At 70.8% G+C, this 12,336-nt stretch carries 12 protein-coding genes; 3 read left to right on the forward strand and 9 right to left on the reverse strand.

Annotation, left to right across the window (positions count from 1 at the left end; genetic code table 11):
• Nucleotides 1-3 precede the first annotated feature (3 nt).
• The 5 genes from PZB75_RS13145 to PZB75_RS13165 form a co-directional block, all read right to left on the reverse strand.
• The gene (locus tag PZB75_RS13145) at nt 4-1,530 is read right to left on the reverse strand and encodes an ABC transporter substrate-binding protein (RefSeq protein ID WP_275535489.1); all 1,527 of its coding nucleotides are present in this window, start codon (nt 1,528-1,530) and stop codon (nt 4-6) included.
• Nucleotides 1,531-1,561: 31 nt separating this feature from the next.
• Nucleotides 1,562-2,182: a GNAT family N-acetyltransferase gene (locus tag PZB75_RS13150; protein ID WP_275535490.1), complete on the reverse strand. Its 621-nt coding sequence runs from the start codon at nt 2,180-2,182 to the stop codon at nt 1,562-1,564.
• Nucleotides 2,183-2,315: 133 nt separating this feature from the next.
• Nucleotides 2,316-2,789, reverse strand: coding sequence for a 2-C-methyl-D-erythritol 2,4-cyclodiphosphate synthase (ispF, locus tag PZB75_RS13155; RefSeq protein WP_275538693.1), 474 nt, complete (start codon nt 2,787-2,789; stop codon nt 2,316-2,318).
• Nucleotides 2,790-2,904: 115 nt separating this feature from the next.
• Nucleotides 2,905-3,687, reverse strand: coding sequence for a 2-C-methyl-D-erythritol 4-phosphate cytidylyltransferase (gene ispD / locus PZB75_RS13160; RefSeq protein ID WP_275535491.1), 783 nt, complete (start codon nt 3,685-3,687; stop codon nt 2,905-2,907).
• 596 nt (nt 3,688-4,283) lie between these two features.
• Nucleotides 4,284-4,766, reverse strand: a complete 483-nt coding sequence (locus PZB75_RS13165; protein ID WP_006380568.1) for a CarD family transcriptional regulator — start codon at nt 4,764-4,766, stop codon at nt 4,284-4,286.
• Nucleotides 4,767-5,597: 831 nt separating this feature from the next.
• Here PZB75_RS13165 and PZB75_RS13170 point away from each other — a divergent pair.
• Entirely contained in the window at nt 5,598-6,242 is a 645-nt protein-coding gene (locus PZB75_RS13170) for a DUF461 domain-containing protein (protein WP_275535492.1), read from the forward strand.
• A gap of 233 nt (nt 6,243-6,475) precedes the next feature.
• Here PZB75_RS13170 and PZB75_RS13175 read toward each other — a convergent pair whose 3' ends face one another.
• Together PZB75_RS13175 and PZB75_RS13180 are read right to left on the reverse strand one after the other, a co-directional pair.
• Nucleotides 6,476-7,156 carry a response regulator transcription factor gene (locus tag PZB75_RS13175; RefSeq protein ID WP_275535493.1) on the reverse strand — a complete coding sequence of 227 codons (681 nt, stop codon included), beginning with the start codon at nt 7,154-7,156 and terminating at the stop codon, nt 6,476-6,478.
• Nucleotides 7,153-8,481: an ATP-binding protein gene (locus PZB75_RS13180; protein WP_275535494.1), complete on the reverse strand. Its 1,329-nt coding sequence runs from the start codon at nt 8,479-8,481 to the stop codon at nt 7,153-7,155. The genes PZB75_RS13175 and PZB75_RS13180 overlap by 4 nt, the downstream gene beginning before the upstream one ends.
• A gap of 206 nt (nt 8,482-8,687) precedes the next feature.
• On the opposite strand from PZB75_RS13180, the gene phoU reads away from it, so the two are divergent.
• Both phoU and PZB75_RS13190 read left to right on the forward strand, forming a co-directional pair.
• The gene (phoU, locus tag PZB75_RS13185) at nt 8,688-9,365 is read left to right on the forward strand and encodes a phosphate signaling complex protein PhoU (RefSeq protein WP_275535495.1); all 678 of its coding nucleotides are present in this window, start codon (nt 8,688-8,690) and stop codon (nt 9,363-9,365) included.
• Between the two features lie 465 nt (nt 9,366-9,830).
• Complete coding sequence (locus PZB75_RS13190) at nt 9,831-9,980, forward strand: hypothetical protein (RefSeq protein WP_275535496.1); 150 nt, start codon at nt 9,831-9,833, stop codon at nt 9,978-9,980.
• Nucleotides 9,981-10,134: 154 nt separating this feature from the next.
• Here PZB75_RS13190 and PZB75_RS13195 read toward each other — a convergent pair whose 3' ends face one another.
• Both PZB75_RS13195 and PZB75_RS13200 read right to left on the reverse strand, forming a co-directional pair.
• Entirely contained in the window at nt 10,135-11,511 is a 1,377-nt protein-coding gene (locus PZB75_RS13195) for an MFS transporter (RefSeq protein WP_275535497.1), read from the reverse strand.
• A gap of 221 nt (nt 11,512-11,732) precedes the next feature.
• Nucleotides 11,733-12,284 carry an ATP-binding protein gene (locus tag PZB75_RS13200; protein WP_275535498.1) on the reverse strand — a complete coding sequence of 184 codons (552 nt, stop codon included), beginning with the start codon at nt 12,282-12,284 and terminating at the stop codon, nt 11,733-11,735.
• Nucleotides 12,285-12,336: the final 52 nt, after the last annotated feature.

A 12,336-nucleotide genomic window follows, 5' to 3' on the forward strand; every position in this document is an offset into this window, starting at 1 on the left:
CGATCAGCCGACGTGGGTGTCGGCGGTGATGAGGGTGCGTTCCATCGGGTCGAGCGAGACGCCTTCGACGCGGCTGTCGTCGTATCCCTGGACGAACCGTTCGTGGACCAGCGGTACGAGGGCGTCGGCGCCGAGGACGTCGGCCTCGGCGGTCATCTCGGCCTTGTGCCGGGCGTCGGTGTCGACGGTGGCCGCCGCCTTGTCCACATCGGCGTCGACCCGCTTGTCGCAGAGCTGGGAGATGTTGAAGCTGCCGTCGCAGGTGAAGTCGGACTCCAGGTACGAGACGGGGTCGGCGGTGTCGAGGAGGGTGTTGCGGGCCTGGATGAACGCGTCGTACTTCCCGCCGAGCGCGTCGGCCTCCAGCTGTGCGTAGTCGCGTACGACCTGCTTGACGGTGAAGCCGCGCTTCTCCAGTTGCTGCTGGACGACGGTGGCGACCTCGGGCAGCTCGGGCCGGTTGGTGTAGGTGGCGAGGACGATCTGCCCGGTCTTCGCGACGGCGGTCGGGGCGGCGGCCTTCGTGCGGCCGACGGGGGCGACGCGCTCGGCGGCGGCCCAGGGCACGCCGGGGCCGAGGAGCCCCTGTGCGGTGTCGGCGCGTCCTTCGTAGACGGCCTTGACGATGGCCTTGGAGTCGATGGCCTCGCGGGCGGCGGCGCGCATGGCGGGGTCGGCGAAGACGCCGCGCCGGGTGTTGAGGGAGAGGCCGTTGGTGCGGGCGGAGGGGAACTCGTGGACGAAGTGTCCGCCGAGCAGGGACGCCTGGGAGATCGGTACGTACTCGGCGACGTCGACGGCCTTGGTGCGCAGCGCGTTGGCGCGGGCGGTGCCGTCGGCGGCGAACTTCACATCGACGCCGGGGGACTTGGCCTTGGCGCCCCAGTAGGTGCCGTTGCGCTGGAGGGTCGCGCTGACGGCGCCGTTGAGCTCGGTGAGGGTGTACGGGCCGGTGGCGTGCCCGGCGGGGTCGACCTTGCCGTCCCGGTACGCGCCGGCGGAGAGGATCGTCAGCGAGGGGTTGGCGAGCCGTTGGGGCAGCAGCGGGTCGGGCTCGGCCGTGGTGACGCGTACGGTCCTGGCGTCCTTCACGGTGGCGGTGATCCGGGTGTCACTGAGCACGCGCGGCTTCGGGGACGCCTTCGCGGCGGCCGAGAGGGCGCCTACGACGGCCGGTGCGTCGACCTTCGTACCGTCCTGGAACTCCGCGTCGCGCAGGGCGAACGTCCACGCCTTGTCGCCCTCGCGGGCCCAGGAGGTGGCGAGGGCGGGCTTGGCCTCGCCGTTCTTGTCGAGGGTGGTCAGGCCCTCGATGACGGCGAGCCGGCTGAGGGTGACGGCGTCGTCGCCGTACGGGGACATGGCCTGGGCGGGCGGGAAGGCCATGACGACGCGCAGCCGCTGCCCGCCGCCGCCGGAGGTGTCCGACGAGTCGGTGCCGGAGCAGGCGGTGGCGAGCGGGACGACGAGGGCGGCCACGGCGAGGGCCGAGGGCAGCGTGGTGCGGCGGCGCGCACGGGACGGGGACATGAGAACGACCTTATATGAAAATGATTGTCATCTAATGGGTGGGGTGAGTGCCGGATGCGGGCGCCCCCGGCACCGGAGGCATCGGCAGTTCGAAGTGCACGATCCCCTGACCGCCGTCCGCGAACGCGCGCTCGTCGCAGACCTCGTGGGCCAGCGACCGCCAGAACGGTTCGGCGCCCGGGACGGCCGGATCGGTGTGCAGATAGATCGCCCGGTACCCGCCGACGCGCGCCACGAAGTCGGACAGCTCGCGCACGATCAGCCGGGCGAGACCGTGCCTGCGGTGCTCCGGGCGGACGTAGATCCGGCAGAGCTGGGCGGTGGACCCGGACGGGAACCGGTCGGCGACCCACCGCGGGTTCGGCGGTGCCTGCGGACCCCGGTCGCGCACGGCGCCGGTGGCGACGATCTCGCCGTCCCGCTCCACGACGAGGAGCGTGCACCGCCCGGGGCGCAGATAGGCGGCCTCGGGATCGATGATGTCGGCGTGCCAGCGGGGCACGTAGCCGGACCGCAGATCGCGGTAGACGGTGTCGAGCATCACGGCCCGGGCCCCGCCCACATCGTCGGCGGTGGCGGTGCGCAGGACGTATCCGTCCACTTCGACCCGCCTGCCGGGCGCCTCTGCCACCACAGCGGTAGCGCTCTCCACCGGACCTCACTCCCACCTCGTACAGCACATCGCTTGCCGTACCAGCGTACGTGCAAGCGATGTGCAACAAGGCCGCGCCCCGGAGGAAGACCAGGTCAGAGGCGTTCGTACGGCCCCAGGAGGGCCCTCCGGGTCATCCGGTCCGGTAGACCAGCGCGGTCGCGATCCCGGCGATCCCCTCGCCCCGCCCGGTGAATCCGAGCCCGTCACTGGTCGCGGCGGAGAGCGAGACGGGCGCGCCCACCGCGGCGGACAGCACCTTCTGCGCCTCGTCACGGCGCTTGCCGATCTTGGGGCGGGCGCCGACGACCTGGACGGCGACGTTCCCGATCCCGAACCCCCCGGCCCGGACGATCCGCGCCGACTCGGCCAGCAGGGTCAGGCCGGAGGCACCGGACCACTCGGGGCGCCCGGTGCCGAAGTGCTGCCCGAGGTCACCGAGTCCGGCCGCCGAGAACAGGGCGTTGCAGGCGGCGTGCGCGACGACGTCCGCGTCCGAGTGCCCGGCCAGACCGGGCCCCTCGCCCTCCCAGAGGAGGCCGGCGCACCACAGCTCGCGCCCCTCCTCGAAGGCGTGGATGTCGGTCCCGATCCCGACCAGCGGCATCACCGGGGCCTGAACCGGCAGCGGCGTCGGCGTCGGCGCTGAACCAGGAGCCGGTCCCCCGTCCGGGCCCTGCCCCTGCCCTTGGTCGTCCTTCATGGGGACCTGTCCTCGCCCCTCAGAAACCATCGTTCGCCCTCCTGCGCGCGAGAACCGCTTCGGCCAGCACCAGATCCAGCGGCCGGGTCACCTTGAACGCCTCTTCGTGCCCGGGTACGACCACGACGGGCAGTCCGAGCCGCTCCACCATGCCCGCGTCGTCCGTCGCGCCCTCACCGCTGACGGCGACGGACTCATGGGCGCGGACCAGCGTGCCGCGGTCGAAGCCCTGGGGCGTCTGCACGGCACGCAGTCTGGCCCGTACCGGAGTGGAGAGCACCGGTTCCGGCCTTCCCGGCTCTCCCGGCTCCACCTCCTTGACGGTGTCGGCGAGCGGCAGCGCCGGTACGACGGCGGGCGCCCCGTCCCGTACGGCCTCGATCACCGCGTCCACGGTGTCTACGGGCACCAGCGGGCGGGCCGCGTCATGGACGAGGACGACGCCGATGTCGGCGGGCAGGGCGTCGAGGCCGAGTCTCACCGACTCCTGACGGGTCGCACCACCGGGCACGACGAGGAAGTCCGTGCGCTCGGGCAGGGCGTGTTCACCGAGGAGGTTCTTGACCTCGGCGGCGCCCTCCGGGGGCGCGACGACGACCACCAGGGACACCGAACGGGACGCCGCCATGGCCCGTACCGCGTGGATCAGCATGGGAATCCCGCTCAGCGCGCGGAGCGCCTTGGGGGCGCCGGGACCGAGCCGCACGCCGCGGCCGGCGGCGGGGATCACGGCGGCGGTGCGGGGCGGGGCCGCCGGGACCGGCGCGGACGCCGGGGTCGGTCGGGGCGATTCGTCGGACATCGGTAGCACTCCGAAGGTCATCGGTCCGGCAGTTCGGTTCGGCACATCGGCCAGGTTTGTTTCCGCGGCGCACATGGGTATGGCCACCATCGAGCCGGGCGGGGAGCCCTGCTCCGACTCGGCCGGGCCCCTTCCGTGACCCCTGGCCGGGCGGAGCGGACTCTACGCAGCCGGGCACGCGCCCCGCACGCACACGGGGACACAGGACGCCACGGGGGGTACGTCTGCATACGGTCCACACACGAATCCGACCACAGGTCCGCGACTGAATCGCGCCACGCGGCAGCCAGGACGTGGGCAGTCGCGGACACGCGGCATGTGCAGCGCGGGGCCGGCGGGCCCACAGCTCACGGCCTTGGGCCCTACCGCGGGCCGACGGCCATGCTGTGACGAACGAGTGCGCTGCGGCGCGTGAGTCGCGGCGAAGCCCGTGTGCTGTGAGTGGCTGTGAGTCGCGGCGAAGCACGCGCGGGCCTGGGCGCGCGCGGACACAGGCATGCGCGCGGGCACAGACATGCCGCAGCGCCCGAGACAGACCGTGAACAACGGTTGGTCAGCGGGCGCCGCGGCATGTCGTACAACCGGTGCGATCCGATTCAGGACGCGAGGACCTCGTCGAGCAGAGCCTCGGCCTTGTCTTCGTTCGTGTTCTCCGCGAGAGCCAGCTCGCTCACCAGGATCTGGCGGGCCTTGGCGAGCATGCGCTTCTCACCTGCGGAGAGTCCGCGCTCACGCTCGCGGCGCCACAGGTCACGCACCACTTCGGCGACCTTGATGACATCGCCGGAGGCGAGCTTTTCGAGATTTGCCTTGTAGCGACGGGACCAGTTCGTCGGCTCTTCGGCGTACGGCGCGCGAAGCACCTCGAACACCCGGTCCAGCCCCTCCTGCCCAACCACATCACGCACGCCCACGAACTCCGCATTGTCCGCCGGCACACGCACAGTCAAGTCGCCCTGGGCGACCTTGAGCACCAAGTAGGTCTTGTCCACACCTTTGATCTGGCGAGTTTCGATAGCCTCGATCAGCGCGGCCCCGTGATGGGGATAGACCACGGTGTCGCCAACCTTGAACGTCATGTGACAGGTACCCCTTCCGTGGCTATCCAGAGTAACACGAGAATCGCTTCTCCTGAATGGCGTTTTCGCAGGTCAGGGCATATCTCAGGGCTTGACAACAGCAACGGGGACGTGCTGCGGAAGGCATCCGGAAGACGGTATTCGCAGGTCGGAGCCACTGTGCGGGCAGGGCGAAACGTGTACGCCAGGGGCGCCCGAAGGCCCGCCGAAGCGACCGAAAGTACCGTTTTGCCGGATTCTGAACGGTGAACTTTCCGTACTCCGTTCGGTGATCGATCACTCGTACGGCCGTATGTGGCCGCGCTCAAAGAAATGGATCAACGGCCCCCTCGGACCGGGCGGGCTGTTGGATAATCGCGCACGGAATGCGCCACGCGGGAAATTGATCACACGTGTTATGTGAACGGCGCGTATCCGAACGGCGCGGTACGAGTGAAACCTTTTGCCACCCGAGGGCACTTCGGTCGGCACTTCGACTGGCACTTCGCCGCGTACTTCGGACGGTACTTCGGCCGCCCCTTCCACCGGGTGCTTCGGCGCTTCGGTCAAGGGTTCCGGTCAGGGGTTCCCGTCAAGGTTTCCCGACAACGGCTTCCGCCGAGGGCTCCCGTCGCGCGGGTCTTCCGACGCCCCGGTCCGAACGAAAGGCTCCTGGGGCGGGTCGGGTGCGGGCCTGGGACGACGGCTCGATAACCTAAGGCCGCTGACGCACCCTTAGGGCGGCTTCACCCTCGCCCTTCCCGGGCCTGTCGGCGACGACGAAGACGGCTCCGGAACCGGGGCCCGCAACCCACCCGCCCGTACGACCAACGTCTAGGAGTTGCCGCCGCCGTGAGCCGCAGCCTTCGACGCGGCGCCCTCGCCGCCACCGCCATCGTGTTCTCGATCGCCTCGCTCTCCGCCTGCGGCGCCGGCCAGGGCGCCCAGACGCTCAAGATCAGGCCCGACAACGCGGCGACGTCCGTCGGTGACATCCAGATCCAGAACGCGAACGTCGTCACCCAGCCGGAGCTCGACGCGGAAGGCCCCGCGGTCGTCGTCGCGACACTGTTCAACAACGGCACCAAGAAGCAGACCCTGGACTCCGTCACCCTCGACGGCGCCGGCCCGGTCAAGCTGCACCCCGCCAAGGGGGACGGGCCGCTCACCGTCCCGGCCGGCGGCAAGCTCATCCTCGGCGGCGACGGCAACGCGTCCGCCGTGATCGAGAAGGGTCGCGAGGCGGCGAAGGACGGCGACGTCCAGAAGGTCGTCTTCAAGTTCAGCGAGACCGGCGACATCGAGCTGCCCGCCCTCGTCGTCCCGGCGACCAGCTACTTCAAGGGCTACGGGCCGAGCGAGCTGCCCGCCCTGCCCTCGACGCAGCCGTCCGGAAGCGCGTCGGGCTCGCCCTCCGCGACCACGAGCGGCAGCCCGTCCGGTTCGGCCACGACGGGCGGCCAGGAGTCGGGCGCGCCGGGGAACACGGAGGGCTGACCCCGCGCGGGACGCGCGTCGCGTAGGACCGCGTGACGCGGCGCGTGTTCCGACCCGTGTGACGCGTGTGCGGTCCACGTGGAACGACGCGTGTACCGACCACGTGACGCTCAGCTCATGAGGGAGGCGCCGCCCGGTACCGGGCGGCGCCTCCCTCATGTGTCACCGGACGCGTCCCCGGCACGCGTCCCCGTCTCCTCCGGGCGCACCGGCCGTCGGCCGGGTCGGCCCGTCTACGGCTCGAACTTGTAGCCGAGCCCTCGTACCGTCACCAGGTGGCGCGGCGCCCCCGGGTCGGGCTCGATCTTGGCGCGCAACCGCTTGACGTGGACGTCCAGGGTCTTGGTGTCACCGACGTAGTCCGCGCCCCAGACCCGGTCGATCAGCTGCATGCGGGTCAGTACCCGGCCCGCGTTGCGCAGCAGCATCTCCAGGAGGTCGAACTCCTTCAGCGGAAGGTCGACCTTGTCACCGGAGACCGTGACGACGTGCCGGTCGACGTCCATCCGCACCGGGCCCGCCTCCAGCGCGGCCGGGGTCGACTCCTCCGGTTCACCGCGGCGGCGCAGCACCGCGCGGATGCGGGCGACCAGTTCCCGGGAGGAGAAGGGCTTGGTCACATAGTCGTCGGCCCCTATCTCCAGGCCGACGACCTTGTCGATCTCGCTGTCCTTGGCCGTGACCATGATCACGGGGACGTTGGACCGGCCGCGCAGCTGGCGGCAGACCTCCGTGCCGGGCAACCCCGGCAGCATCAGGTCCAGGAGGACGAGGTCGGCGCCGTTGCGCTCGAATTCGTCGAGCCCGTCGGGGCCGGTGGCCGCGATGGCGACCTCGAAGCCCTCCTTGCGGAGCATGTAGGACAGGGCGTCGCTGAAGGATTCCTCATCCTCGACGACGAGCACTCGGGTCACGGAAGGACCTCCGGGGCTGGGAGAGATTCAAGGGTCTCAGGAGTGGCGCGGGCAGAGTCGGGTCCAGGGCCGGTCGAGTGGTGCTCGGAACGGCCGGCGGTCCCGTAACGCTTCTCGTCACCGTTGACGACGAGTGGTCCGGTGGTACGTGGGTCGTCGCGGTCCCGTGCGGCGGCCGCTTCGGGCAGCCGCAGGGTGAAGGTGGAGCCCTGACCCTCCGAGCTCCAGACGGCGACCTCCCCGCCGTGCGAGGCGGCCACGTGCTTGACGATGGCGAGGCCGAGGCCGGTACCGCCGGTGGCCCGGGAGCGGGCCGGGTCGACGCGGTAGAACCGTTCGAAGACCCGCTCGCGGTCCTTCTCCGGGATGCCGAACCCCTGGTCGGTGACGGATATCTCGACCAGCGGGCCGCCCGGTTCGGTCAGGCGCCGCACGGCGATGCCGACGCGGGTGCGCGCGGGGCTGTAGTTGACGGCGTTCTCGACGAGGTTGCCGAGGGCCGCGGCGAGCTGGCCGCGGTTGCCCCAGATGAAGAGGTCCGTGGTGCCGCCCGCCGCCATGGTGATCTGTTTGCTCCCGGCCTGCTGGCGGCAACGGTCGATGGCCTCCGCGACGAGCTCGTCGACGCGCACCGGCTCGGCGTCCTCCAGCGGGTCGTCGTTCTGCACCCGGGACAGGTCGATGAGTTCCTGTACGAGGTTGGTGAGCCGGGTCGCCTCGATCTGCATCCGGCCGGCGAACCGCTCCACCGCCGTCGGATCGTCCGAGGCGTCCATGACGGCCTCGGAGAGCAGCGAGAGGGCGCCGACCGGCGTCTTCAGCTCATGGCTGACGTTCGCGACGAAGTCACGGCGTACCGCCTCGATCCGGCGGGCCTCCGTCAGGTCCTCCACCAGCAGCAGCACCAGCCGGGAACCGAGGGGGGCGACCCGGGCGGAGACGGCCAGCGCTTCGCCGCGGCCGGTGCCGCGCCGGGGCAGGTCCAGCTCCACCTGGCGTATCTCCCCGTCCCTGCGGGTGTCCCTGGCCATGTGGAGCATCGGCTCGACGGCCAGCCGGCCGCCCCTGACCAGACCCAGCGCGTACGCGGCGGAGCTGGCCTTCACGACGCTGTCGCTCTCGTCGAGCACCACCGCGGACGAGCTGAGCACGGACAGGACCGTGTCGACGCCGGGGGGCAGCGGAGCGTTGCTGTCGGGGCGCACCGAGGTGCGTGTGGGCTTCTTCTGCTCGCGCTCGCTCCAGCGGAACGCGAGCATGGCGATCACGCCGGTGCACAACCCGGCGATCGCTGCGACTGCGGCGATTGCCGCGTTCCCGTCCATAGCTCCAGGTTATGCGGGTGCACCGACACTCTCCCAGCCGTTCGGGGGGCTCCTCGAACACTCGTCGCCCAGAGTTCACCGAGGGGAAAGGGACGGTTCACCTCGGAGGCCGGAACCCGACGCGTTGCCCCCGCACCGTGTAGGTGGTGGGGACAGGTCCGATGGACCCGTACCCCGGCCCTGAAGAGGACTGGAGAGGGACTTCCATGCGCGACGCTTACCACGAGGAACTCGACTCGATCGGCGAGGACCTGGTCGAGATGGCCAGGCTCGTCGGGTCGGCGATCGGCCGCGCCACGACGGCCATGCTCGACGCCGACCTCAAGCTCGCGGAGAACGTGATCGCCGCGGACCAACGGGTCGACGATCTCCAGCACGACCTGGAGGCGCGTGCCATCGCCCTGCTCGCCCGGCAGCAGCCGGTGGCGACCGATCTGCGGATCGTCGTCACCTCGCTCCGGATGAGCGCGGACCTGGAACGCTCGGGCGATCTCGCCCAGCATGTCGCCAAGCTGGCCCGGCTGCGCTTCCCGCAGAAGACGGTGCCGCACGACCTGCACGCCACCATCCTGGAGATGGGGCAGCTGGCACAGCGCCTGATGGCGAAGTCGGCCGAGGTGATCATCACGAAGGACGTCGATCTGGCGCTCCAGCTGGAGCAGGACGACGACGAGATGGACCTGCTGCACCGGACGCTGTTCCAGCACCTGATGGACGACCGCTGGAAGCACGGCATCGAGACGGCCGTGGACGTGACGCTGCTCGGCCGCTACTACGAGCGGTTCGCGGACCACGCGGTGTCGGTCGCGAAGCGGGTGGTGTACCTGGTGACGGGCGAGCACGCGGACGAGCTCCAGCCGCCGGTCCCGATCGAGGGGGCGTAGGCGTCCGGAGCGCGCCCGGCGGGGGTGAGTGGTCGGACCGGCCGGGACGGGACCGAGCGGGACAGGGCCGGGACGGGGCCGGACCGGACTCACCGGACCGGACCGGACCGGACTCACCGGACCGGGCCGGACCGGATCGGATCGGATCGGTGCCGGGCGAGGGGATGACGCACCCACTGCCGCACGCCCCGCACGACACCGGGCGGCGTGAGGGCGCGCGCCCCGGTGGGTCCCTCGGCAGGTCGTCCCACCGGGGTGCGCCGGGTGGAGTGACCCTGCGGGCACGCCGGGCGTGCGACGGCGCGGGGTGGCGGGGATTGGGGCGTGTGTGCGGTGGTACGGGCCCTTTGCGCATGTGCGCCGTTGATGCGCCCACCCCCGGAGGCATCCAATGGAGCGAGGGACGGTGGCATGACGTGCCGTGCCCTGTTCGTACGCCCCGTTCGTACGCCCTGAGGAGGAACCATGACCGATTCCCCCACGCTCGTTTCCCCGTTCGAACCGCCGACCGAGGCGGTGCGGCTGCCCGTACTGGGCGCCTGTGGCTGTGGCTCCGGCTGCGGCTGTGGCTGCCAGTCCGGTGGCCCGTGCCAGTGCGGTGGTTGCAGCAGCTGACCACGGCACGGACCGGTCGCGAATGCTGAGCGTGATGCCCCGCGCGGAGAGTTCCGCGCGGGGCATCGCCGTACCCGGACATGACCGCCCGTACCCGTACCCGTATCGGTATCGGTATCGGTATCCCGGACACCTCCCCGTGCCCGTACCGGTATCAGGCGCTCCGCATCGACAGCTCCCTGTCCTGCGCCGCCCCGCCCGCACCCGTGGTCGCCTTCGTACCCGCTGTCGTGTTCGCGCCCTCGGTCGTGTTCACACCCGCGGATGCCGCGACCACCACCGTGGGTTCCTCCCGGCGCTCGCCCGCGTCGTCACCCTCGTCCGGCAGGTTCCGGGTCAGCAGCCAGTAGCCGGCCGCCGCGGCCGTGCCGAGCACCGCGCACGTCCCCCACAGCCAGGTGGTCCCGTACTGGTCGATGACGTAACCGGACATCAGCGGGGCGACCAGCGCGGCGGCCGCCCAGGACATCGTGTACATGCCCTGGTAGCGGCCCCGTCCGTGGACCGGGGAGAGCTGGACGACCAGACCCGTCTGGGTCGGGGAGTTGACGATCTCGGCGAGGGTCCAGACGCAGATCGTCATCGCGTACATCCCGATCGATCCGGCGAAGGCGGTCAGCCCGAACCCGTACCCCGCGACCAGGGACGAGAGGATCAGCAGTTTGCGCGGATCGCGTTGCTGGATGAAGCGGGTCACGGGGATCTGGAGGGCGACGATCAGCACACCGTTGACGGCGATGGCGGCGCCGAAGTCGGAGCTGGAGAACCCGTCCGCGCCCATGGCGACCGGCAGGCCCACGTACCCCTGCTGGAAGATGAGCGCGACGAGGAACGACAGACCGACGACGCTCATGAAGCGCCCGTCGCGCAATACGGTCCCGATCCGCACCTCGTCGGGTTCGGGCCTGGTGTCGCCGACCGCCCGGACCGCCTTCTCCGGCCGGGACTCGGGCACCTTCAGGAAGACGACGACCGCGCAGAACAGTGTCATCACGGCCTCGCCGATGAAGCCCGCGAGGTAGCTGTACTCCGCGATGAACCCGGCGCCGGCCGACGAGACGGCGAAACCGAGGTTGATCGCCCAGTAGTTGAGCGAGAACGCCCGCACCCGGTCCTCGGGGCGGACGATGTCGGCCATCATCGCCTGCACGGCGGGGCGCGAGGCGTTGTTGGTCATGCCGACCACGAAGGCGACCGCGGCGATGGCGACCGGGTGGACCATGAAACCGAGCACGGCGACCGAGACGGCGGTCGAACTCTGCGAGATCAGCATCGTGGGCCGCCGCCCGATCCGGTCGGTCATCACCCCCGCGCCGAGCGAGGACACCACACCGCCGAGCCCGTGCAGCGCGACGACGAGACCGGCGTACGAGGCGGAGTAGCCCCGGTCCAGGGTGAGGTACAGCGCCATGAACGTGGCGACGAAAGCCCCGAGCCGGTTCACCAGGGTGCTGGTCCACAGCCACCAGAACTCCCTGGGGAGACCGGACACGGTCTCGTGTGCGGCCTTTCTGAGAGCGATGACAGACATGGTGAATCCCCCCGGGTACGCGGAATTGTTGCCGGTGGGTACGCGGCCCGGCGGCACTCCGAACGTTACGAAGGGCGTGTTCCGGCCCGCCAGTCGATTGACGCCAGGCGTCAAACGTCAGCGGGGACGATGGTCCGGCGGACGGGCGAAGCGCTGCTCAGGGGGGCGGGTGGAAGCGGGCCCGGCGGGGCCGGGCCCGGTCTGTGAGCCGTCCTGTGAGGTCACCCCGATGACGGCCCTGCCTCTACGAGGTCCGCCCCGGTGAGGTCGATCCCGCTGAGCGAGAACCACACCCGCTTGCGCGGGTCCGCAGGGGCTCCCGGACGCGTGATCCCCCACGCCGAGGACAACGCGTCGACGAGCACCAGCCCACGGCCGCGCTCGTCATCGGCGCGCGCGGCGTCACTTCCTACCCCGTCACTTCCTGCCCCGTCACCTCGTACGGCGTCACCTCGTACGGCGTCGTGCGGTCCCCCGTCGGCCGTGTCCTCGTGGAATTCGTTCCGGCCCTGCGGTTCGTCGTCCCACACCCCGACGGAGACGCCGCCCGGTCCGATCTCGACGTCGAGGTCGACGACGGGCGTGATCGTGTGCAGATGCACGTTGGTGACGACCTCGCTCACCAGAACCTTGGCGGTGGCCGCGCACGGACCGTGCCCGGCGAGGACGAGGAGGAGGGCGACGACTTCGCGGGCGGTCCTGGGGGCGGTCGGACCGCTCGGAACGCTCAGCCGGAAGGTCTGGCGGGCGGGGGTGAGGTCTGCGGTGCTCATCTTCTGCTTCTCCCAACGCGGACGTGAGGTGAGGTACGCAGCACCACTGCGG

The organism is Streptomyces sp. AM 4-1-1 (assembly GCF_029167625.1).
Taxonomy (GTDB): Bacteria; Actinomycetota; Actinomycetes; order Streptomycetales; family Streptomycetaceae; genus Streptomyces.